Below are 24,439 nucleotides of genomic sequence, written 5' to 3'. Positions count from 1 at the left end.
TGTATTAGAATAGATTTCTATATAATAAGCGTAGTAAAAAAGGAGAAATATACTATGACATTAGAAGAAGCAAAAAAGAAGCTTGAAGCAAACGGACAGATGCATGTCCTCAAATATTATGATGAGCTTTCAGAAGCTGAGAAGGCAGCACTTCTTCAGCAGATCGATGAGATTGATTTCGACGTTTTGAAAAATGCGAAGAACTTAGGACATGGTTCTGAGAGAGGGAAATTCTCGCCTCTTGCCTGCATGCAGCTTTCTGAGATTGAGAAGAGAAAAGATGAGTTTACCAAGATCGGAACAGATGCTATTAAGGAAGGAAAGGTAGCAGCATGTCTTCTTGCCGGTGGTATGGGAACAAGACTTGGTTCCGATGATCCTAAGGGTATGTACAATATCGGTCTTACTAAGGAAGTGTTCATTTTCCAGAGAATTATTGAGAATCTTCTTGATGTAGTTAATGCTACAGGTTCATGGATTCACCTTTTCATCATGACAAGTGAGAAGAACCATGAGAAGACTGTAAACTTCCTTACAGAGAAGAATTTCTTCGGATATAAGGCAGATAAGGTTACTTTCTTCAAGCAGGACATGGCTCCCGCTTCAGATTATGAAGGTAAGGTTTATATGGAAGAGAAGGGACGTATCTCTACATCTCCTAACGGAAATGCAGGATGGTTCTCATCTATGATCAAGGCAGGGCTTGATAAGACACTTCATGCTGAGGGTATCGAGTGGGTTAATATATTTGCTGTTGATAATGTACTTCAGAGAATCTGCGATCCTACATTTGTAGGTGCTACAATTGAGCAGAAGGCTGAGGTTGGTGCTAAGGTTGTTAAGAAGAATGCTCCTGATGAGGGTGTTGGTGTTATGTGCCTTGAGGATGGCAGACCTTCAATTGTAGAGTATTATGAACTTACACAGGAGATGATGGATGCTAAGGATGAGGCAGGAGATCCTGCTTACAACTATGGAGTTATCCTTAACTATCTCTTCAATGTTCCTGCACTTGAGAGAATTGCTAAGAATGAGCTTCCTCTCCACGTTGTTGAGAAGAAGATTCCTTTCATCAATGAGAATGGTGAGCTTGTTAAGCCTGAGACACCTAACGGATGCAAATTTGAGCAGCTTGTTCTAGATATGATTCATGAGCTTGACAGCTGTGTACCTTATGAAGTTGTTCGTGAGCATGAGTTTGCACCTATTAAGAATAAGACAGGTAAGGATTCAGTAGAGTCAGCTAGAGAACTTTGCAAGAAGAACGGAATTGAACTGTAAATAGTACCCCTCATCCGGCGCTGCGCGCCACCTTCCCCCCAAGGGGAAGGCAAAATAGTAAAGCAATCTACCTTTGGTAAGTAAAGTATTAAAGTCTTCCCCCAAGGGGAAGGCAAAATAGTAAAGCAATCTACCTTTGGTAAGTAAAGTATTAAAGTCTTCCCCCCAAGGGGAAGGCAAAATAGTAAAGCAATCTACCTTTGGTAAGTAAAGTATTAAAGTCTTCCCCCCAAGGGGAAGGCAAAATAGTAAAGCAATCTGCCTTTGGTAAGTAAAGTATTAAAGCCTTCCCCTTGGGGGGAAGGTGGCAGCGAAGCTGACGGATGAGGGGAAATAGGGAGGACAGAGTATGGCAATATTAGTTACAGGTGGTGCCGGATATATCGGAAGCCACACAGTAGTAGAGCTTCAGAACGCAGGCTATGATGTAGTTGTTATGGACAACCTTGCTAATGCAAGCGAGAAGGTTCTTGGACGAGTTGAAGCAATTACAGGCAAGAAGGTTCCTTTTTATAAGACAGATATACGAGACAGAAAGGGCCTTGAAGAGATCTTCACTAAGGAGAAGATTGACAGTGTTATTCACTTTGCAGGTCTTAAGGCTGTTGGCGAGTCAGTGCAGAAGCCTTGGGAATACTATGAGAATAACATTGGCGGAACACTTACACTTGTTGATGTTATGAGACAGCATGGATGCAAGAATATCATCTTCTCTTCATCCGCTACAGTTTATGGTAATCCTGCATTTATTCCGATTACAGAGGAGTGCCCTAAGGGACAGTGCACAAACCCTTATGGCTGGACCAAGTCAATGCTTGAGCAGGTTCTTACAGATATGCAGTTTGCAGATAAGGAATGGAACGTAGTTCTTCTTAGATACTTCAATCCTATCGGAGCTCACAAGAGCGGAACTATCGGTGAAAATCCTAACGGAATTCCTAACAACCTTATGCCTTATATTACACAGGTTGCGGTTGGCAGACTTCCTAAGCTGAACGTATTTGGTAATGACTATGATACTCCGGACGGAACAGGTGTCCGTGATTACATCCATGTAGTAGACCTTGCAGTAGGACATGTTAAGGCTCTTAAGAAATTAGAGCCCGGCAGTGGTCTTTCAATCTACAATCTTGGTACAGGTGTTGGTTACAGTGTTCTTGATATTGTTAAGAATTTCGAGGAAGCTAACGGAGTGAAGATTCCTTACGAGATTCAGCCCAGACGTGCGGGAGACATCGCTACCTGCTACTCCAATGCTGATAAGGCAGAGAAGGAGCTTGGCTGGAAGGCACAGAACGGCATTCGCGAGATGTGTGAAGATTCCTGGAGATGGCAGAGCCAGAATCCTAATGGTTATGAGGACTAATTACACTGACAATTAGAATATCAGGTTAATGAATTAGTTGATTTAAGGGAAGGTGTGTAGCCTTCCCTTAATTAGATATATGACATTTGACCGGAAAAGATAAGTTATATGGAGATTTTGAGTTAATGTTTAGACTTTGGGTTCGGCTAATTAATGATAATCATTTGTTGAAAGATGTTACTATTGAAGATAATACGATGGATACCAGAACACACAAGGTTATGAATGCTATTGAAAAGGCCTGCTACGAGCTTGATCTTAGTAAGCCAATATGGCTTAAGTCAACGGTCCATGACTTTCAGCTTCATAATAAGTGTCGTTTTACAAAGGATGCATTTATTGAGGAAATTCCATTTGAATATATGGAAATCCAAGTGATTGAAGAAGACGATTTTTATTATTAGGAAAAATTAGAAATATACGGTTGCCGGTACAAGAAAAAGCCTTGTGCCGGCTTTTTTGAAATTATCTTTTAGGTTCAATTTAAGTATAAGAAATATTTTTTTGATACTTTTATCACAATTTCGTCACATTCTCTTTCTATACTGAGTACATGCAAAGAGAAAAATATAATTTATCAAAAAGTTTATCAAAGAAAGAAGGTAATGGATGATGTTTGATAATGAGAATAATGAGCAAAACAAAGTAGAAGGTGGGGGAAACACCTACAGCTCAGATAACCAGAGCGGAGGTTACGGTGGTTATAATCAAAACAGTAGTAACAACAATGGCGGAACATATGGTGGATATAACGGAATGAGCAGTGAATCCAACGGGATGAACAACGCTAACGGTAACTACAACCAGAGTGGTAATTATAACCAGAATGGTAACTACAATCAGAACGGTAATTACAATCAGAATGGCAATAGCTATGGTAATTACAACTATGGTAACAAAAATACATATGGTAATTACCAGTATTCTTACAATCAGCCCGGTATGAATGGTGGAAACGGACCTCACAAAAAGGGAACAGGGAAGAAAGTTGCAGCAGCAATTGCCATTGCACTCGTTCTTTTCCTCGGACTTGGAGCAGGATATTACAGCATGACAAAGATTTCCCAAATGCCTGCAGCTATACAGGATAAGGCAGATGCCGGAAATGAAGACAAGCAGGAAGCAAAGGAGAAGGGTTCTTCGGATAGCGCTGTGAATAACAACAATCAGGCACAGGCTGATGAGAATGCAATAGACTCTACTATTACTGCAAACAATGCTGAGTCAGGAATTGCTCAGACTGAAACTGTTGAGAATTCAAGAACAGTTGTGACAGATGTTACAGAGGTTGTTGCCAAGGCAATGCCTGCTATGGTTTCAATCAACAATAACTATACACAGTCTGCTTCATATTTTGGACAGACATATAGCCAGGAGCTTACAGCTTCAGGATCAGGTATCATTGTAGGTACAAATGAGACAGAGCTCCTTATCGCTACTAACTATCATGTTATTGAAGGTGCTGATTCTCTTGAGGTTCAGTTTGTAGATGAGAATACTGCAAAGGCAGAGGTTAAGGGAACAGATTCCAACATGGATCTGGCAGTTATAGCTGTTCAGCTTAGTGATCTTAGTGTTGAGACAAAGAATGCAATAGCAATAGCAACTCTTGGAGATTCCAATTCACTTACACTTGGCGAACCTGCAATTGCAATAGGTAATGCTCTTGGATATGGACAGTCGGTTACAACAGGTGTCATCAGTGCTGTGAATCGTGTAATAGATCTTGATGACAGTAAGCAGGGAACTTTTGTACAGACAAGTGCAGCTATTAATCCCGGTAACTCAGGTGGTGCGCTTCTTAACATAAGTGGTGAAGTCATTGGTATTAACTCAAATAAGATTGGTGGCGAAGCTATAGAAGGCATGGGATATGCAATACCGATTTCAACTGCTAAGCCTATCATTGAACAGCTTATGACAGAGAAGACACGTGCTAAGGTTTCTGAGGATAACAGAGGTTACATCGGTATTTCAGGTGTTAGTGTAACTTCAGATGTATCACAGATGTATGGACTTCCTCTTGGAGTATATGTTGCAGGTGTTTCCGAGGATGGCGGCGCTAAGGCAGCAGGTATTCAGGAAGGTGATATCATAACAAAGTTTGACGGAAAAGAAATTTCATCAATGGATGATCTTCAGAACAGACTTGCTTATTATGAAGCAGGTGAGACTGTTACCGTTACAGTGCAGAGACAGGCAGAGGGTGGTTACCAGGATCAGGAGATAACCGTTACTCTTGGTTCAAAGCCTACAGTACAGTCAGACAGCGGTGCTGATAACAAGACTTATCAGGGTGAGAAGCAGCCCGATGCAAAGCAGGAAGAAGGTCAGGGTAGTCAGGGACAGGGCCAGCAGAGTGATGAGCTTGATCCTTTCCAGAGTCCCTTCGGATTTGGTTTTAATTTCGGAAACTAAAGAATGATAATTATATTTTTTGATTTGATTCAATCGCATGATAATAAAGGGAAGAGTGCTGTATGAATCAATGAAAACCCTCTTTGTCGGATTGATTAACCGATAAAGAGGGTTTTTATATTTCATAGTTTCTTTACTTGAAGCAGGGCGGAGGCGCGCATATAATGGTGTATGGGCATTAGATTGTATGAAATGAATAGTAAAAAGCTTAAAGCACAGAAACTAACTTAACGGAGAAAACATAATGGGTAATAATTTTGATAATAAAGATAATGATGAGCTTGATTTCAGAGAGGTTCCGGAATCTGAAATAAAGAGAGATATAAATAAAACAAGTGATAATAAAAGTGACAATTCAGTTGATGTAATTGATTCAGGTAATGTAAACGGAGATAAGGAGACGAGCAAGGATTCAGGCAATAATTCAGGTAATGAATCAGGCAATGCTTCCAATAAGGAAAGCGACTATGAGGATGTCTGCTTTATATGCAGACGACCTGAGAGCAAGGCCGGCAAGATGTTCCATCTTCCAAACGGTATAAGTGTCTGCGATGATTGTATGCATAAGACTATGGATACTGTCAGCCAGTTTGACTATCAGAATCTTTTGAATAATCCAGACCTGATGAATGAGCTTAATAAGCATTCAGGAATACCTGGATTGAATTTCATGGATTTAGGAAACTTTATGAATTCCGGTGGTATTCCTAATTCTCAGAAGATAAAAAAGAAGAAGGAAGAAGATATCAAGGTAAAGCCTGAGTTTAGCATTGATAATATACCTGCACCGCATATCATCAAGGGTAAGCTTGACGATTATGTTATTGGTCAGGAGCAGGCAAAAAAGATAATTTCAGTGGCTGTTTATAATCATTATAAGCGTGTTAAGACAGGTACAATGGATGATATAGAGATTGAGAAGTCAAATATTCTCATGATCGGACCAACAGGTAGTGGAAAGACATATCTTGTTAAAACACTTGCTAAGCTTCTTGATGTGCCGCTTGCCATAACAGATGCGACATCTCTGACAGAGGCAGGATATATCGGTGACGATATAGAGAGCGTTGTAAGTAAGCTTCTTGCTGCAGCCGGAAATGATATTGATAAGGCTCAGCAGGGTATTATTTTCATAGATGAGATTGATAAGATTGCGAAGAAAAAGAATACAACCTCAAGAGATGTAAGCGGTGAGTCTGTTCAGCAGGGTATGCTTAAGCTTCTCGAGGGATCTGATGTTGAGGTTCCTGTAGGCGCCAGCAGCAAGAATGCTATGGTTCCTATGGCAACAGTAAATACCAGAAATATTCTGTTCATCTGTGGTGGTGCTTTTCCGGAGCTTGAGGAGATAATAAAGCAGCGTCTGAATAAGCAGACTTCTATAGGCTTTGATGCCGATCTTAAGGATAAGTGGGATAAGGATCCTGATCTTATTACAAAAGTTACAATAGATGATCTTAAGAAGTTTGGAATGATTCCTGAGTTTTTGGGAAGACTTCCCATCATTTGTACGCTCAAGGGATTGTCAAAGGAGATGCTTGTGGAGATCCTGAAAGAGCCCAAAAATGCAATACTTAAGCAGTACCAGAAACTGCTTGCACTTGATGAGGTTAATCTTGAGTTTGACGATGATGCACTTGAGGCAATAGCTGAAAAGGCTATGGAAAAGGATACCGGAGCCAGAGCTCTGCGCGCTATTATTGAGGAGTTCATGCTGGATATTATGTATGAAATTCCAAAGGATGATAATATCGGAAATGTAACCATAACCGGTGATTATATCAGAGGAAAAGGCGGTCCGAGAATTGAACTTCGTACTACTGAGGTGCCTAGGGCGATACCTCTGAAGACAGTAGATTAATCTTTGTGATGGCATAAGAGAAAGCCCCATATATGTAGTGCTTCGATTCAATCGATTATGCGTAAGCAACGAGATTGAAGCGAAACACTACATATATGGGGCGTATTATTTTATGCAGTAATAAAGGTTCCTGCCTTACCCTTAAGCGCGTCGCTAACCTCTCCAAGAGATGTAATAAGAACACTTCCTGAAGGATTTTTTCTGAGATATTCAATAGCAGCTTCAATCTTAGGAAGCATATCTGTAGCGCCGAACTGGCCGTCACGGATATATTCTTCTGCAGTAGCTACATTCATACGTTCAATAGGTGCCTGAGATTCTTTTCCGAAATCCTTGTAAACATAAGGAACAGAAGTCAGGATGATAAGTCTGTCTACGCCGAGATCAGCGGCAAGTTTTCCGGCTATAGCATCCTTTTCAATAACAGCGGAAGCGCCTTTTAGTACATGATTCTGCTGTATTACAGGGATTCCGCCGCCTCCGCAGGCGATAACAATCTGGCCGGCATCTGAAAGAGCTCTGATAGCATCAATTTCTACAATATCTATGGGCTTGGGAGCAGCAACGATACGAAGGTATCCCTTTCCGGGAACTTCCTGTACAAAGTTTCCCTTCTTAACCTCGTTATCAGCGTCCTCTTTGGACATGTATCTTCCGATAACCTTGGTGGGAGCATAGAAAGCCTCATCGTAAGGATCAACAGTAACCTGAGTCAGAATTGTGCTGACAGGGGTGGATATTCCTCGACTTGTGAGCTCGCTTTTCAGGGAGTTTTGGAGATCGTAGCCTACATATCCCTGGCTCATTGCGCTACAAACACTCATAGGAGCAGGAGTGTAGTCGATGTAAATTCTTCGCAGCTCTGTCATAGCCTTGTGAATCATGCTGACCTGAGGACCATTACTGTGAGTGATATTCAGCTGGTAGCCTGCTTCAACGAGATCGGCAAGAGCTTTTGCGGTTACTTTTGTGGCTTTCATCTGTTCATTGGTTGTGTATCCGAGGGCTTCGTGGCCAAGGGATACAACGGCCTTCTTGTTTTCCATTGCGTTTCCTCCCGATTATGCTAATAAAAATATGTCTAATCATACCATAAAATGGAATGGTGAGATACATTATTGCACTGTATAATACAAGCTTTACGTTAAAGTTTTTTAATGTGTGCGACTGGACAAATACTCCTGCCATAGATCTTCACCCTTTTCAAGTATCTGGAAATAAGTTTCCTTAAAAATATTAAAAATCGGCTCAGATTTTTCAAAAAGACCATAGGATTCAGGTACCTCATGAAGAGCGGTATCAATATCTGCCGCAATTTTCATGGCGATATTCTTATCGGGCATTGTTATCATACCAAGGAAGGCAGAGCCGTAGGCTTTGCTGGAGGTACAAGAGCCGATGTAGCAGGCTGCAAAATCAACCCATTCCTGAATCTGAAAAGAATCCATAGTGCAGTCATCGAGCCCAAGCTCTGTGAGATAGCCGGAAACTTCTTTTTTTCTTTTGTTGTTTAGAAAGCCCAAACCGGAAGCACGGTTCATGGTAAGTAGCATCATGAAGGCGCGCATATATTTATCAATCCACTGGTTGTCTTTTTGTTCATATCTGCTGTCAAAAAGTGAAAGACATCTTGCAGCATCTTCCGGGGCACTGTCATATAATTGCTGCAGATAAGCTCTTCTTTCGGATAATTCTTTTATTTCGTGATAGTTATTAATTTCTCTTGGTTTATCATAGATGTTTTTGCTGTTTAGCATTTGGAACCCTCATCCGTCAGCTCTCCCTTGAAAGGGGAAGTCTTATTAAGCCATAAATAGTTTATTCTTTCTGCGATCATACGTCATTATACCGTTTACTTCCTCTTCAACATCGGAAAGCTGAGTATAAACGGCACCTGCGAGCCCCTTTTTCTTAAGGGGCTCTATGGTTTCTTCCATTAAAAGCCGGTAAGCTTTTTGGAAATCTGCAACGGTATCAAACTTCTTATAACCGAAAACTCTGTCCACACTGCTGTGTCCTTTGATATAGCAGGTATATCCTCCGTATTCGGAGACTACAAAAGCACGATGCTTCTTATCTTCAATGACATCCAGCGGTCTGAAATAGTTGTGTACACTTCTGAAATCACCGCCGTTTTCGTCAAACCAGCCGCTGGCCTGGTCAATCAGCCTGTTGTCAGCAAATTGTCTTGCCTGTATGGTTGCCGCAGAGGCATTGAATTGTCCCCAACCCTCATTGAAAAGAACCCACACAGATATACTGGGGACATTTATCAGATACTGAATGGTCTCCTTCATCTCGTGTGTCCATTCTTTTCTTCCGTCGGCAGATTCGCGTGAAAAAATGTGATAGTTTATCGGACCATCAGGCATGTGACCAAAGATTCCCGGGAAAAGTGTGGGAAGGTAGGTTACAATGGGCTTCGCATAGGATGAACCGCCGCTTACCATATCCTGCCAAACGATCATTCCAAGCCTGTCGCAGTGGTAGTACCATCTTGCGGACTCAATTTTTATATGCTTTCTCAGCATGTTAAAGCCAAGCTTTTTCATCTCTGTAATATCAAAAATAAGAGCCTCATCACTTGGGGCGGTATACAAACCGTCAGGCCAGTAGCCCTGGTCAAGAACTCCGTTAAGGAAGTAGGGCTTGCCGTTAAGGAAAAACAGAGGATGTCCTTCATTGTCAAATTGTCTAGTAAATGAACGCATTCCAAAGTAAGTCCAGGCTTCGTCCTGCCCTGCAGTGATGCATACCTGGTAGAGATAAGGATCCTCGGGGCTCCATAGATGGGGCTTGGGGATAGTTATCTTGCATGAGTAAACGTAGTTAGATACGCCCTTGCTCTCGATATCGGGTGAAAAGGTGGCAAGTTCATCGGAGTTGTGATTAAAGGAATCATGGAAATCCTCTGATTCAAAACGATCGCGATTTTTGTCGCTTCTGTGGGTTGTATCGCCTTCATTTTCAGCATTCAGAATCTGTCTCTTTGAATCCATTACCTTAATTGACATCGGGCATTCACCGGTGGTGTGAACTGTGACATAGATTACGTCAAGGTCGCGGTCAGGGATGATTCTGTAGGCTGAAATATGCGTTGCAGGAACGATTTCAAGCCATACTGTCTGCCAGATGCCGCTTTGGGCAGTATAATACATTCCGCCACGCTTTAAGGTCTGTTTGCCTCTGCTGTGATAGGAGGAGTCACTGTCATCCTGAACACACACTGTAAGTGTCCCGCCAAGACATAAAGTATCATCGGGTGCTTCAGGCTTAAGCTGCTCTGTAATATCAATTGTAAATGGAAGATATCCGCCGGAATGAGCACCGACCGGAGTGCTATTTATGAAAATAATGGCGCGCTGATCAATGGCACCAAAATGTAAAAGTACACGGGAATCCTTCGAGGGGAGTTTTATAGAGGAAAGTCTCTTTTTATACCATAAGTATTCGTCAGGCTTTAGCTGTCTTTCGACGCCTGAAAGAATAGTTTCCGGTGAAAATGGAACGAGAATGGTACCAGCCATTTTTTTAGGATGTACATCGCTTTTTGAGATGGCATATTCCCATTCTCCGTTCAAGTTTATGTAGCTGTCGCGAACGAACTGTGGACGGGGGTATTCCTGTAAAACATTCTCTTTATCGAGTGAATCGCCCCAGACAGTGGTCAATCTGTGAAGTACATCGTCCTCATGTGTTTTGTCTATTGCTTTAATTGCATCTATTATATCCATGTATTAGTCCTTTCGGGAATGCCCTTCATTATATATTAGAATTCTGAGCTTTCACTGCGACGAGGTCCTGATAAAATGCTGCATCTGATGTGGTCAGATATGCTGTTACCCAGAAAAGCGGGATAAAGCAGGCAAGCATTCCGATAAGCCCAAGAGGTATGAAGCTGAGGTAAAGGAGGAGAAGTCTTCCTTTATTGCCGCGCATAAGCTTCATGCTGGTTTTTAATATTGAAGTGGCCGATTTTTCCGGAAAATCCTGAAGTATGTAATAGGACTGTGAAAATGTCAGGCGTACATAAATGTTCACTATAGCTAAAATCGCGATCACGGCTATGACTGCGATAGTAACCTGCGAATCAATGTTCCCTGTGAGTTTGGCATTCGTTGCAAGGATTACTGAAAGTACCTGGATGGGGATCATGGTGAGTGTGTCCATAACCGCCAGCGGAATCTGAAGAACGATTGCCTTATCGGGGTGGTTCTTAAAGCCGTGGAAGATGTCAGCTACAGACACGGACTGTCCATAGACAATGTTCATGAAAAGATAGGCAATCCCTGATTCAAATACTCCAAAGAACAGGTTGACCAGGATTGTTGCCGCAAAATATACCAAATATGAAAGAAGAGTATTTGGGATGATTGAACCAATAATGAAGTTAATAATCATAAATGAAATGAATCGGTAAAGAATTATGGCTGAGATCGTAGTGCCATAGTGCCCAAGGAGTCTTTCTCTTGCTGTGGCCTTGAGTGCGGTAGTGTTCTTTAATTGTCTCATAAGTTCCTCTTTTTGTTAGTTTTTTATGCTGAGCTTCAAAAATGCCACACTCAGTATATTTACATAAGATAAGGCGAAGCACTGGGGCTTCACCTTATATAAAACGTATTAAACTGCAGCGTCGAAGCTTGATCCTATGATACCGCTTGCCGCATCTGCAGATTTTTTGTTTTTCTGATAAGGATTGTCTTCGTTTTTATACATTATCTGAGTGGTTGTGAGTCCGCCGGATACATATGTCCTTCCACACTCGGGGCATACCGCTGTAGTAATCTTGACGGATGCCTGTAATACCTTACCGTTACCCTCAGCTGCTTTTTTGTATGCGTTGGCAACATGTTCCTGTTCATGCCCGCGAACTCGTGCAGGAGCCGCTTCGGGAGAGATATGCGAGGCGCTCTTGAAAGAAACGTTTTCGTTTGAGCCATCCTGATATTTGCGATTCTTGCAGGTCTCGCATTCAGCCGGTGATGAGCGCATACCGGGCTTTTTCTCAACGGATTCCCCGGGATTCAGTGTAACCTTGCCATCGCCCATGACGGGGACAGAACCGGCTGCTGCTTCAGAAACTGTTCCGGAGCCGCCGTTATTAAAGGCAGGACCAAAGAATCCTGATGCGTATGAACTGTTAAATCCAATTCCACTGATACCACTCATAAGCACATCCTCTTTTAATTCTCAGCAGGAATGTCAAATTGTATTCCGAGATTATTGGTGATCTCCTTGAACATGTCATCAAAGCTCTCACCTGTAATCGCCTGAGAATACTGATTTACCATTTTGTGCGCTTCGGGATCGGTAAATACCGTCACGAAGGATGTAACAATCAGTGCGTATCCCCCAAATAATCCGATGAGGCCAAAGATTATTGCTCTCTTTGCCTGCGGATATAGATAGCCCTTTTCATCTCTGGTGAGAAATGCAAGGGTTATTGCAATTCCTCCAAGTATGATGGAGAAATAAACACTTAATAAAAGTGCTATTGAAACCAGGCCTATAATCGAGGCGATAGTAGCCAGTGTAACCCTGGGATTTAAAGGGTTATGGGTCCGGTTATATTCAAAACTCTCAGTCATTTATCAGTTTGTGTGCCGGGCATCTGATAACTGTGCCGGCAGGTTCCTCCTCTTGCCGTTTCTTATTTTTTTGAATATGGCATAATAAAAAATGACAATACTTCACTTTAAGTTTACCGCAAAAAGAGGGGATTGTGTATTAAATTTTGATGAAAAATGACTATGATTGAAAAAGGGGGCGACCTCATAGTAAAATAGTGAAGTGTCGCTTTACATTTCTTTTTTGAAAAAGCGAAGAGCTGAATAAATTCAAGGAGTTATACAGTCAGTATGGATATTTTACAGAAAATTACAGAAGAACTCAGTGTACAGAAATGGCAGGTGGAGGCAGCAGTTAAGCTTATTGATGAAGGTAACACCATACCTTTTATTTCAAGATATCGTAAGGAGGTAACCGGATCTCTTAACGATGAGCAGCTCAGAACTCTGGGCGAGAGACTTACATATTTAAGAGGTCTTGAAGAGAAAAAAGAGCAGGTTATTTCCAGTATAGAAGAGCAGGGTAAGCTTACAGACGAGCTCAAGGCTAAGATCATCGCAGCTGAGACCATGGTTGCGGTTGAAGATCTTTACAGACCTTACAGGCCTAAGAGAAAGACAAGAGCTTCCGTTGCGAAGGAAAAGGGACTTGATGGTCTTGCGGATATCATCAGGGCTCAGGAGACCACTAAGACACTTATTGAGGAAGCGGCTCCCTACGTTAATGAAGAAAAAGAGGTTAAGAATATTCAGGAAGCTATTCAGGGTGCCATGGATATCATCGCCGAGGAAATCTCTGATAATGCTGACTATCGTACATATATCCGTGAGGAAACCTGGAATCAGGGCTTTGTGACATCTAATGCCAAGGATGAGAAGGCAGAGAGCGTTTATGAGATGTACTACAACTTCGAGGAGCCTGTAAACAAGATCCTCGGACACAGAGTACTTGCCCTTAACCGAGGCGAAGCAGAGAAGTTCCTTACAGTTAAGATTACAGCACCCGAGGAACAGATACTTCGTTTCCTTGAAAAGAAGACAATTACAAAGGAAAATCCCGAGACAACACCAGTACTTCAGGCTGTTTGCAAGGATTCCTATGACAGACTTATAGCTCCCGCAATTGAGCGTGATATCAGAAACGAGCTTACTGAAAAGGCAGAGGACAGCGCTATAGGCGTATTTGGCAAGAACCTGGAGCAGCTTCTTATGCAGCCTCCGATTGCAGGTAAGACAGTACTTGGCTGGGATCCTGCTTTCAGAACAGGCTGCAAACTTGCTATCGTTGATGCCACAGGAAAAGTTCTTGATACAAAGGTTATCTATCCCACAGCGCCTCAGAACAAGGTTGAGGAAGCCAAGGCAGAACTTAAAAAACTTATCAAGAAGTATGATGTTGACCTTATTTCAGTAGGTAATGGTACTGCTTCAAGAGAATCGGAGCAGGTAATCGTAGAGCTTATTAAGGAGCTTGATAAGCCCGTTCAGTACGTAATCGTAAACGAGGCAGGTGCTTCGGTTTATTCAGCAAGTAAGCTTGCTACAGAGGAGTTTCCACAGTTTGACGTAGGACAGAGAAGTGCAGCTTCCATCGCTAGACGTCTTCAGGATCCTCTTGCAGAGCTTGTAAAAATCGATCCTCAGAGTATCGGTGTCGGACAGTATCAGCACGATATGAACCAGAAGAAGCTTGGAGAAGCTCTTTCAGGTGTGGTTGAGGACTGCGTTAACAAGGTAGGTGTTGACCTTAATACAGCATCAGCTCCACTTCTTACTTATATATCAGGTATCAGCAAGGTAATTGCCAAGAATATCGTAGAGTACCGCGAGGCTAACGGCAAATTTGAGAGCAGAGATGAACTCCTTAAGGTACCGAAGCTTGGTCCCAAGGCCTATGAGCAGTGTGCAGGATTTTTACGTATTCACGATGGTAAGAATGCTCTCGATGATACGAGTGTACATCCGGAGTCCTATGAGGCAGCTGAGAAGCTTATGGATAAGCTTGGACTTACCATGGATGATGTAAGAGAAGCTCAGAAGAAGAGTGCCAAGGCAAAGGCTGAAGCCAAGAAGGCAGAAGCTAAGGGTGCAGGTGATAGAAACAAAGGCAAGAACCCCAAGAAGGAAAAGACATTTGTTGTCAAAAATACCAGTACCGCTATGGGAGCAGCTCTAGCGGCAGCATTAAACGGGGCAAATCTTGTTGCAGATAGCGCACAGTCAGCTTCTGATAATGGCGTTGCTAAGGGAAAATCCGGCAATAATGCAGGCGCAGGTATTGGTGCAGGATTTGCAGGTGGAAGCCTCCTTAATAAGGTGGGCGATAAGAAGAAGCTCGCTGAGGAGCTCGGAGTTGGTGAGATTACTCTTACTGATATTCTCTCAGAGCTTGAGAAGCCTTCACGTGACCCCAGAGAGAGCATGCCTGCTCCTATCCTCAGAAGTGATGTAATGGATATGAAGGACTTAAAGCCCGGAATGATTCTTAAGGGAACAGTAAGAAATATCGTAGACTTCGGTGCTTTCGTGGATATAGGTGTTCACCAGGATGGTCTTGTGCACATCTCTCAGATAACAGACCGCTATATCAAGCATCCTCTTGATGCAGTAAGCGTCGGAGATATCGTTGATGTCCAGGTTATCGAGGTTGATGTGAAGAAACAGAGAATCGGACTTACCATGAAGATAAAGAAGTAAGTAGATTTTTAAAGAAAATGATAGGTTTAGAAATATTATTATAATAGAGTGTAAAGGCTGCTGCAGTTGACTGCGGCAGCCTTGAATTTATTAATGATCAATCTCATAATCAAGAATTTGTCCATCTGATACTCTGATATCGTATTGGTATTCTTTTCCATAAATATAGAATACAACTTCATAGATGTTTTCACCCTGATCGTAGTCGTTTTTGACTTCAGAGCCGGTGGTCTCAGCAGCGGTGTAGCCTGCATGCTTTAGAGCAATATCAAGAGCCTGATCCGGGGGTATCTCCTGCGGAGGTGGAACAGGATTGGATTCCCTGAGCTTGCGCTTTTTCTCGTCATAGTACATATAATAGAGTATTTTGCCGGTAGAAGCCTCTATTTCGTAATAATACTCATCGGGTTCTACAACGAAACCTATATCATATTGTGCGATTCCATTCTCGACTTCTCTTTCAGATTTTATGATAACGACCTCATCTGCATTAAAGCCTGCATTCAGAAGAGCAATCTGTGTGGCTTCGTCTAGAGAAATCTCTGTGTTGGTCATAGCACTTGCAGGTGAAAAAAATAAAGTGGCTGCCAGAACTATGGCGGTAATAGGGATTGCTAAAATGATTTTTTTCATTTGGAAATTCCTTGCAAAAAAAGAGATGAATCAATTCAAATCATCTGTAAAGCTGTAAGTTTTTTACATCTATATATTTAATTATATGGTTTTTAAGAAAGGTAAGGATGAAAGGTTTATTAAATATAGATAAACTCTTTTGAAAAAAGGCTATGGAAAATCAATCTTCCATAGCCTTTGGTATCCTTACTATTATTTTGCGTTCTTGCCATATCTTAGAGGTCTTGCTACATGAACATTGAAGAACTCGATGAGAGGTCCCATGAAAAATGCAGTAATAATGGTTCCTATTCCCGGGAGAACACCCATCACAAATCCCAGTCCTGTGCAGATGAGGTCACAGGTTATTCTTACAAATTTAAAGTCCCATTTTTTCTGCTCGGACAGAGAGAGTGCTATTGCGTCGTAGGTTGACACACCGAGGTCACTTGTGAAGTATAATGCAGAACCAAAGCATATGATTACAATCGCTACGAGAAGGAATACAATTCTTATTAAAAATGTCGGCTCGGGTATCAGCCTGATCCAAATACTATAGGAGAAATCAACCACATAACCAAGCAGAAACAGATTGATGAAGGTTGCGATTCCTATCTTCTTTTTATCCAAAAAGAAATCAAACACCAGCAGCACCATATTGATTATCATATAAACGATACCGTAGCCTATGACTGCGTTTGCCGGATCAAATTCTGTAAAGAACCTTGGTGTTCCATCAGTCATTATATGCAGGAGCTGTGTCCAGATTCCGTGGGCAAATACTTGGAACGGATCCATTCCCATAAGTGAAAACTGGAACATTCCAACGGAAAAACCTGATATAAGTACGCCTCCAAAGGTCATGGCAAGGCGACGTTTCATTTCTGCGTCAATCTTTTTTAACATTGATTCCTCCAAAGAAGATTACGATGACTTCATGTATGTAAAAGCGGAAGAAGTCATATTTTGTTACTCAAAGTACTATAGCAAAATCGATTTTGGGCAACATTGTCATTTTGTGTGTTCTTTTTCTGATAATCATGCCTTTTTGTGCTCTTTTTCATCGGATGCGTAATTGATGATATCAGGATTCTTTACTATTTGAGCTTTGCCCTTCCACTTAATGTTGTAGTAGATGAGCTCTACCACGCAGCAGCACATCCAACCCACGGGATAACCAAATCCTACCCACTTCGGGTCATTTACTATGAAATGAGTTAGTACGAAGAGATATATCTGTCTTACCACAACGAAGGTTGCAATCATAATGACCATGGGACCTCTGGAATCACCGCGTCCGCGAAGGGCAGCAGCGAGAGTGTGGTTTACGCAGTTTGCAATAAGGAAGAACACGTTTGTCTGAATGAAAAGTGCTCCGAATTCGATAACCGACTCGTCTGATGAAAAGAGTCTTATGGCAGGTCTTGCAAATATGTAAAGCATGAGGGCAATAACAAAGGTAACAAAGGTTGACAGAAGTATAGCTGTTCTGGTTCCTTTTTCTGCTCGTTTTTCTTTTCCTGCGCCGATGTTCTGACTGACAAACGTTGTGGCAGCCATAGCAAAGCTGGACATGGGCAGCATTATGAAGGTATCGAGTTTGTTGTAGCTGCTCCAGCCTGCCATGCAGCTTGAACCGAAATGATTTATGTAGGATTGCACGAATACATTAGAAAAAGCTGTAATAACTGACTGTATACCTGCAGGGAGGCCAACCATGAAGATGCCTTTAAGGATAGTTTTATCAAGTGTCAGATCCTTCCAGACAAGCTTGTAGATATCGTTTGTCCTTGTAAGAAGCATCAGCGTGAGAATGGCTGAAATAAACTGGGAAATGATGGTTGCATAGGCAACACCTGCAATTCCTGCGTGGAGACCGATTACGAAGACAAGGTCAAGAACGATGTTCATAAGACTTGTCAGAATGAGGAACATAAGAGGCCTCGTAGTATCACCTACAGCTCTAAGGATTCCGCTTCCCATGTTATAAATAAGAAGACCTGAAAATCCAAGGAAATATATTCTAAGATAAGTGGTTGCCTCGGGCATAACATCATCAGGAGTTGCCATAAATTTCAGCATCGGAACCACGCCTGCACTACCGATAATTGTAAACAGTACGCAGAATACAAGTGTTGTAGCAATCGTGGTTTCGATTGCAAGGTGGAGACCTTTTAAATCCTTTCCTCCAAAATATCTGGAGATCAGAACGCCTGCTCCGATTGAAAATCCGTTAAAAAAGAACACCAGCATATTTACAATCATGGTGGTGGAGCCCACTGCAGCAAGGGCTTCTTTTCCTACGAAATTGCCCACCACGATCGAATCTACGGTGTTATATAACATCTGAAAAATATTTCCGAACATAAGCGGCAGCGAGAACGCAATTATCTGCTTTAAGATTGAGCCGCTTGTCATGTTTCTTGTTGTAGTTTTTTGTGCCATTTTTTGTATCCCTGGTTTCGTTTAGTTATTTGTTTTTATGTAAAATCACTTTGAATAGTTTCCATTTATAAAGTTTAGCACAAAGGGATAGTGTGTTGTCTTACCGAAATTTGTCTTTTTATGTCCGTTTTTTGACATGATTTATAAGTTTGGTTTTGTAATATCAGATAATCGTTTGTTATATGGTACGTGGGAATTATTGCCTGCTTTCTGATTATCAAAATATTTTTCTAATGCTTTTACTTCGTTTCTTATATCAGTCAGATGTTGGTTACACATTTTTTCAGATAATCCTGCACCAATTCCGAGTGTGATTAAGTCGTTGTCGGATATGTTTTTTCCTTTACCATTCACAGAAGTTGTATGTTCGCCCCAGTAGGTATCGCTATAAGTGAGATCGTATGCCGGGGCCAGTTTCCAACCATTCATATCTGTATAAAGAAATGAAAAATTCTTAGTATGATCATCTCTGTTATGAGCCAGGACGTTGAAACACATTATTTTATACAACTGTTCTATGTCATAATAGGCATCTTTTGTAAGTACTCTTACTAATTTGAAAAAAGCCTCATAATCACATGAGGGAGAGCGAAAATCTGCTTCTAAAAGTGCTGCGAAGGTTATGGTAAAAATTTTTTCTCCTCTTTTTCTGTCAAATCGTTCAGTTTTAAAGTAACCGTCACAGACAGAAGATGGAATAAGTTCTGCTTCAGTCATGGAAATACCGCAGCTTTTAGCGCATAGAGAATAGTCATATTCGCGTTTTCCACTAACCTCGGGATCGGTTTTGGCTGGGAATTTAACAATCCATTCCCGATTACCTTCGGAAAGAAGTATTTTGGGACGTGTTCCACCACTTGATCCACCCATTTTATAGAGTATATCCAATTGCTCAGTATGCTTTGATGATAGGATATTTGCGCATTCTTTCGCAATCATATCATAGTCAAGGCCAATATTTTTCAAATCAAAGTCGGATTCCTTAGATGGTAAATATTCAAGAGCGCCCATTCCGCTTTGGCCTACATATGCTAAACGTTCAAGAGTTGATATTTCTCCACGCTTTATTCCAAGTGTCTCAAGATGTCGGTCTAATAACAGCTCACCCCAGCTATCCGGCAGGCTGTCAGCAAAAACGCCGAACAAACCACCAAAACGGTCCATAGCCCTTTCGTTAGGCACAAAGACATCATTCCGTAGAGGTAATGAAAAGGGGCTAATGGCAAAGCCATTTCTTTGCCACTCGCTACTATATTGAAAGGCGATTCTCTTGTCGGGAGTTTCCGCAAGTGTTCCCACATGCTGTCCGTGATAATATACGTCAAGTGTCTTATTTGTTCGCATTTATAACTTCCTCAATACTGTTGTAAACGGGTTCGGTAAATAGTTCATTGAGTTCATTAACAACGCCAAGTTCCATGGTTAGTTTTATAAATGATTCCAAAGATATTTGCCCGGTCTTTTCGAATTTTCGGAGCGTAGCATAGCTTACATTACTACGTCCTGCTAATTCTTTTTGAGTTATCTTTTTTCTTTTTCTGATATCTCTTATTTTTGTTGCCAATCTTTTTGCAACGTCAGAAGGGGTGTCCCATAAATAATCCATCGCTTAATTCTCCTATTGCTATTATAATAGCATTTAGGCTATTATCATTCAATAAAATGCTATCATGATAGCAAAAAAGAGCTGCCAATTGTCAGCCAATTGGCAGCTCCGAGTATATAAATTTCAAATAACGAGTTTATTAGTTTGGATATTTTTTTTCTTTGAATTTAGCCTTTTGCAAACCGGCTTTCTTTATGAGCTGTTTGATTTTTGAAAACTGTTTAGAGCTCATGTTACGGACAGTAACTTTTGCTTTCTGAGGTGTGTTTCCAAATGCTTCCTTGCCTAAATTGAAAGTGATTTATTAAATGCAAATGTATTATCATTTTATAATATCAGAATTGTTATTGCTATATTATGCGATGATTTATTAATTTTTCTTAAAACATCTTGCAAGATTTAAATTTATATAGTAGTGTATCTAGAAGATATGACAATTCCATATTGTGACATTTCTCTTATTCAGAGTGGTGGAGATACATAGGATCTGTGAAGCCACGGCAACCCCGGACGTCCGGAAGGTGCCAACCTGAGCGTAGTGAGTAAGTGATCGAGTATCGGTTTGCAACATATTTGCCGATAGGATCTGCGAGCAATAAGAGGATTTGATTATCTGATATCAGGTCCATTTGGCTTCGCAACCGGATGGACTTAATTTTTTGTTTGAGCGCAAGTGCGCAGAAAGGAAATTTATAATGGCAGAAAAGTTTATTTTTACTTCCGAGTCAGTTACTGAGGGACATCCCGATAAAATTTGTGATAACATCTCTGATGCTATCCTTGATGCCTGCCTTGCACAGGATCCCATGAGCCGTGTTGCTTGTGAGACTACAGCCTGCACAGGTTTTGCACTTATCACAGGAGAGATCACAACTAAGGCAGTTGTTGATTATGCAAAGATCGCAAGAGAGACTATCGTAGAGATTGGTTATGACAGCTCAGAGAAGGGTTTTGATGGTAACACATGTGCAGTTATGGTAGCTCTTGATCAGCAGTCAGCAGATATCGCTATGGGTGTTGACAAGGCTATCGAGGCCAGAGAGAACAAGATGACTGACGAGGAGATCGAGGCAATCGGTGCCGGAGATCAGGGGATGATGTTCGGTTATGCTACAAACGAGACAGAGGAGCTTATGCCTTATGCTATTTCTCTTGCTCACAAGCTTACAAAGAAGCTCACAGAGGTTCGTAAGAACGGAACACTTCCTTATCTTAGAGCAGATGGTAAGAGCCAGGTTTCTGTTGAGTACGATGAGAACGGCAAGCCCATCAGACTTGAGGCTATCGTTGTTTCAACACAGCATGACGAGAAGGTTACTCAGGAGCAGATCCACGCTGATATCAGAAAGCACGTTATTGATGCAGTAGTTGACGCTTCTATGGTTGATGACAATACAAAGATTTATATCAATCCTACAGGCCGTTTCGTAATCGGTGGACCTCAGGGTGATGCAGGTCTTACAGGACGTAAGATCATCGTTGATACTTATGGCGGAGCTGCTCGTCATGGCGGCGGTGCTTTCTCTGGTAAGGATTGCACAAAGGTTGACCGTTCAGGTGCTTATGCAGCTCGTTATGTTGCTAAGAACATCGTTGCAGCTGGTCTTGCTGACAAGTGTGAGGTTCAGCTTTCATATGCTATCGGTGTTGCACAGCCCACATCTGTTCTCGTAGATACATTCGGAACAGGTAAGGTTTCAAACGAGAAACTTGTTGCTGCAGTTCGTGAGTTATTCGACCTTCGTCCTGCAGGAATCATCAAGATGCTTGATCTTCGTCGTCCTATCTACAAGCAGACAGCTGCTTACGGACACTTCGGACGTAACGATCTTAACCTTCCTTGGGAGAAGACAGACAAGGCTGAGGAGCTTAAGAAGATTGTGAATGCATAATTGTCGCTGAAAATTTTATATTTAATGTAATGAGCGCTGTACTTTCGGGTATGGCGCTTTTTATATGGGGGATATCCCTCATCCGTCAGCTTCGCTGGGATATTTCTTCACTCCGCTTCGGCCTGTGCTAAGCCAACGGCCCTCTGGATGCTGAGTGCCCCTTAAGAAGGTGGAAGGCTGTAGATAAAGGAGAAGGCCATAATAAAGGAGGAGGCGATAGATAAAGGGGGAGGCTTTATATTATAGGCTTTAGTGTGGTAGTATAATGATATTAATGACAAGATCCTAGTGTGGTTGTTTTTTCTTTTATCATAAACAACATCAGAATTTGTTTTATGTTGTTTGCGGCGCAGGATTTTGGGATGTTTAGCCTGCTGTTATTTGGGAAAGCGAGAATTAGAGCAGGCGATTTTGGGACGTTGAGCCTGCTGAAGTTTAGGAAAATGATAATTAGGGCAGGTGATTTAGGGATGTTGAGCCTGCTGTTATTTGAGAAAACGAAAATTAAGGCAGGCGATTTTGGGAAATTATGCCTGCTATTATTAGGAAAACAGATAATTATGGCAGGCGATTCTGGAATATTTTACCTGCTATTATTAGGAAAATATACAATTAAGGCAGGTGATTCGAGAATATTTTACCTGCTGATATTAAGAGAATGGACAATTAGGGCAGACGATTTTGATAAAATGCGCCTGCTCTGATTGAAGAAATTACAAATAGAAGCAGGCATTTTAGCAAAAGTGTATGTAATTTGATAGCGATGTACTAGTGTAAGGGAAAGACATATGTGTGGAATAGCAGGACTAATCAAATTCCGTGGTGATGCGAAGGTGAACATTCAGAGGATGAATGACCGCATGGTGCACAGAGGCCCGGATGATAACGGCGTATATATCAGTGACAATAAGGAAGTAGCGCTTGGACACAGGCGCCTTTCTATTGTGGACCTTTCGAAAAATGGTGCACAGCCCATGACGAGCCACTCCGGAAGACTGGTGATGGTTTATAACGGAGAGATTTATAATAATAAGGATGTGAAGCAGAAGCTGATAGCGGATGGTTTTGCTGCTGATTCTGATTTCAGGGGAAGCTCTGATACGGAGGTTTTGCTTGAGGCAATTGAGTATTATGGTGCAAAAGAAGCTCTTTCCATGTGTAAGGGAATGTTTGGAATAGCTGTTTATGATACTGAGGCAGGGACAGTTACACTTGCCAGGGACAGAGTAGGGGAGAAGCCGCTTTATTATGGAAATGTTGCAGGTGCCTTTGGCTTTGCATCTGACCTTGGATGCCTCAGAGTTGTAGATGGTTTTGATAATGAGATTAACACTGATGTGCTGGATATTTATTTTACGGAAGGATATATTCCCGCACCCTACACTATATATAAAGGGATAAATAAGCTCGAGGCAGGTACTCTTTTAACAATAGACATCGATACTCTGAAAACCACGGAGACGGTCTACTGGTCAATGAAGGAGACTGCAAAGAAAGGACAGGACAATCCTTTTAAGGGAACAAGGCAGGAAGCCTCCGTGGAGCTTGAGAGACTTCTTAAGGAGTCCATTAAGGGGCAGATGGTTGCAGATGTTCCGGTTGGAGCATTTTTATCAGCAGGTATTGATTCAAGTACGATTGTTGCACTGATGCAGGACTTACAGCCCGGTAAGGTTAGAACCTTCACCATAGGTATGGAGGATAAGGCTTACAATGAAGCTGTTTATGCAGCTGAGATTGCAAAGCACCTTGGAACTGAGCATACTGAGCTCTACATCACAGAAAAGGATGCGAAGGCTGTGATTCCAAAGCTTTCGAAGATGTTTGCTGAGCCTTTTGCTGATTCATCACAAATTCCTACCTATCTTGTAAGCAAGATGACCAGAGATCATGTGACGGTATCTCTTAGCGGAGATGGCGGAGATGAGCTGTTCTGCGGTTATACCTCTTATGAGTCCATCAGCAGAATCTGGGGCAAGATGCACGGAATCCCTTATCCTATCAGGAAGGCTGCAAGTGCCATGGTGCTAGGCTCTCCTCTGTCAAAGAAGGAAATTTACAGGATAAAAGGTACGCTCCTTGGAGCTGAGGGACCGGTTGATCTCCACAGAATGGAGCATGAGACAGATCCTCTTACCAAGATGATCGCGCTTAAAAAGGGAAATCTTCCCTATAAATATACCGAGCTTCAGAATGGTTTCTTAAATGAAGTGAATCACGAGACCATGCTTATGGATATGCTTGTTTACCATCCCGATGATATTCTGGTGAAGGTGGACAGGACTGCCATGGCTGTTTCGCTTGAGACCCGCGTGCCCATGCTGGATAAGGATGTGGTTGAATTCGCATGGACACTTCCTGTAGAATACCTCCGTGACGGAAATGTTGGTAAGCAGGTTCTTAGAGATGTGCTTTACCGCTATGTTCCCAGGGAGATGATGGAGCGCCCCAAGAAGGGCTTCTCAATTCCTATCGAGAAGTGGCTTAAGGAGAGCGAGCTTCGCGACTGGGCAGAGGGACTTCTTAATAAGGAAAAGATCAGGCAGCAGGGTATTCTTGATCCTGATGTTGTTGAAAGAATTTGGACGGACTTTACTGAAAAGGGAATTTACCGCATACAGATATGGTACATATTGATGTTCCAGCAGTGGTATGAAGAAGAGTTTATAAAGAAGTAAAGCCTTCTCCTTGGGG

Annotated in this window: 20 protein-coding genes and 1 riboswitch; of the genes, 9 read left to right on the top strand and 11 right to left on the bottom strand. The window is 41.9% G+C overall.

Annotated elements, in window-relative coordinates:
- The first annotated feature begins 54 nt into the window (after window positions 1-54).
- From G602_RS0102530 to clpX, 5 genes are all read left to right on the top strand, one after another.
- Window positions 55-1,281 (top strand): UTP--glucose-1-phosphate uridylyltransferase, encoded by a 1,227-nt coding sequence (locus tag G602_RS0102530; protein WP_026657517.1) that lies wholly within the window; start codon window positions 55-57, stop codon window positions 1,279-1,281.
- Window positions 1,282-1,630: 349 nt separating this feature from the next.
- Complete coding sequence (galE, locus tag G602_RS0102525) at window positions 1,631-2,647, top strand: UDP-glucose 4-epimerase GalE (protein WP_026657516.1); 1,017 nt, start codon at window positions 1,631-1,633, stop codon at window positions 2,645-2,647.
- Window positions 2,648-2,772: 125 nt separating this feature from the next.
- The gene (locus G602_RS0102520) at window positions 2,773-3,051 is read left to right on the top strand and encodes a hypothetical protein (protein ID WP_026657515.1); all 279 of its coding nucleotides are present in this window, start codon (window positions 2,773-2,775) and stop codon (window positions 3,049-3,051) included.
- Between the two features lie 205 nt (window positions 3,052-3,256).
- Window positions 3,257-5,065, top strand: a complete 1,809-nt coding sequence (locus tag G602_RS24865) for a S1C family serine protease (RefSeq protein ID WP_049945010.1) — start codon at window positions 3,257-3,259, stop codon at window positions 5,063-5,065.
- A gap of 244 nt (window positions 5,066-5,309) precedes the next feature.
- Complete coding sequence (clpX, locus tag G602_RS0102510) at window positions 5,310-6,926, top strand: ATP-dependent Clp protease ATP-binding subunit ClpX (protein WP_081675805.1); 1,617 nt, start codon at window positions 5,310-5,312, stop codon at window positions 6,924-6,926.
- Window positions 6,927-7,036: 110 nt separating this feature from the next.
- Here clpX and arcC read toward each other — a convergent pair whose 3' ends face one another.
- From arcC to G602_RS0102480, 6 genes are all read right to left on the bottom strand, one after another.
- A complete protein-coding gene (gene arcC, locus G602_RS0102505) occupies window positions 7,037-7,972 on the bottom strand; it encodes a carbamate kinase (protein WP_026657512.1) in 936 nt (311 codons plus the stop codon).
- 108 nt (window positions 7,973-8,080) lie between these two features.
- A complete protein-coding gene (locus tag G602_RS0102500) occupies window positions 8,081-8,683 on the bottom strand; it encodes a DUF6553 family protein (protein WP_026657511.1) in 603 nt (200 codons plus the stop codon).
- A 45-nt stretch (window positions 8,684-8,728) separates the two neighbouring features.
- Entirely contained in the window at window positions 8,729-10,660 is a 1,932-nt protein-coding gene (locus G602_RS0102495) for a glycoside hydrolase family 2 protein (protein ID WP_026657510.1), read from the bottom strand.
- 28 nt (window positions 10,661-10,688) lie between these two features.
- Window positions 10,689-11,438, bottom strand: coding sequence for a DUF975 family protein (locus tag G602_RS0102490; RefSeq protein WP_026657509.1), 750 nt, complete (start codon window positions 11,436-11,438; stop codon window positions 10,689-10,691).
- A 108-nt stretch (window positions 11,439-11,546) separates the two neighbouring features.
- Window positions 11,547-12,095 (bottom strand): hypothetical protein, encoded by a 549-nt coding sequence (locus G602_RS24860; protein WP_044930843.1) that lies wholly within the window; start codon window positions 12,093-12,095, stop codon window positions 11,547-11,549.
- A 14-nt stretch (window positions 12,096-12,109) separates the two neighbouring features.
- Window positions 12,110-12,514, bottom strand: a complete 405-nt coding sequence (locus G602_RS0102480; protein ID WP_026657508.1) for a hypothetical protein — start codon at window positions 12,512-12,514, stop codon at window positions 12,110-12,112.
- A 270-nt stretch (window positions 12,515-12,784) separates the two neighbouring features.
- Here G602_RS0102480 and G602_RS0102475 point away from each other — a divergent pair, with 270 nt between their 5' ends.
- Window positions 12,785-15,190, top strand: coding sequence for a Tex family protein (locus G602_RS0102475; protein ID WP_026657507.1), 2,406 nt, complete (start codon window positions 12,785-12,787; stop codon window positions 15,188-15,190).
- Window positions 15,191-15,280: 90 nt separating this feature from the next.
- On the opposite strand, the gene G602_RS0102470 is transcribed toward G602_RS0102475, so the two are convergent.
- The 5 genes from G602_RS0102470 to G602_RS0102450 form a co-directional block, all read right to left on the bottom strand.
- Window positions 15,281-15,823: a PepSY domain-containing protein gene (locus G602_RS0102470; protein ID WP_026657505.1), complete on the bottom strand. Its 543-nt coding sequence runs from the start codon at window positions 15,821-15,823 to the stop codon at window positions 15,281-15,283.
- Window positions 15,824-16,015: 192 nt separating this feature from the next.
- Window positions 16,016-16,708: a YczE/YyaS/YitT family protein gene (locus G602_RS0102465; RefSeq protein WP_026493032.1), complete on the bottom strand. Its 693-nt coding sequence runs from the start codon at window positions 16,706-16,708 to the stop codon at window positions 16,016-16,018.
- A gap of 132 nt (window positions 16,709-16,840) precedes the next feature.
- Window positions 16,841-18,247, bottom strand: a complete 1,407-nt coding sequence (locus G602_RS0102460) for an MATE family efflux transporter (RefSeq protein WP_026657504.1) — start codon at window positions 18,245-18,247, stop codon at window positions 16,841-16,843.
- Between the two features lie 141 nt (window positions 18,248-18,388).
- Entirely contained in the window at window positions 18,389-19,591 is a 1,203-nt protein-coding gene (locus G602_RS24855) for a type II toxin-antitoxin system HipA family toxin (protein ID WP_081675804.1), read from the bottom strand.
- Window positions 19,578-19,853, bottom strand: a complete 276-nt coding sequence (locus tag G602_RS0102450) for a helix-turn-helix domain-containing protein (RefSeq protein WP_022763376.1) — start codon at window positions 19,851-19,853, stop codon at window positions 19,578-19,580. Before G602_RS0102450 ends, G602_RS24855 begins: the two co-directional genes overlap by 14 nt.
- A 455-nt stretch (window positions 19,854-20,308) precedes the next feature.
- Window positions 20,309-20,402: riboswitch (SAM riboswitch) on the top strand.
- A 146-nt stretch (window positions 20,403-20,548) separates the two neighbouring features.
- Between G602_RS0102450 and metK the strand changes: the two genes are divergently transcribed.
- From metK to asnB, 3 genes are all read left to right on the top strand, one after another.
- Entirely contained in the window at window positions 20,549-21,745 is a 1,197-nt protein-coding gene (gene metK / locus G602_RS0102445; RefSeq protein WP_044930842.1) for a methionine adenosyltransferase, read from the top strand.
- Between the two features lie 362 nt (window positions 21,746-22,107).
- Window positions 22,108-22,449, top strand: coding sequence for a hypothetical protein (locus tag G602_RS0102440; RefSeq protein ID WP_155829664.1), 342 nt, complete (start codon window positions 22,108-22,110; stop codon window positions 22,447-22,449).
- Between the two features lie 84 nt (window positions 22,450-22,533).
- On the top strand, window positions 22,534-24,423 hold the full coding sequence (gene asnB, locus G602_RS0102435) for an asparagine synthase (glutamine-hydrolyzing) (protein ID WP_026657501.1): 1,890 nt from the start codon (window positions 22,534-22,536) through the stop codon (window positions 24,421-24,423).
- Window positions 24,424-24,439 lie beyond the last annotated feature (16 nt).

The sequence above is a fragment of the Butyrivibrio sp. AC2005 genome (genome assembly GCF_000424145.1).
Lineage (GTDB): Bacteria > Bacillota > Clostridia > Lachnospirales > Lachnospiraceae > Butyrivibrio.
This window is presented reverse-complemented; position numbering and strand designations above follow the sequence as displayed.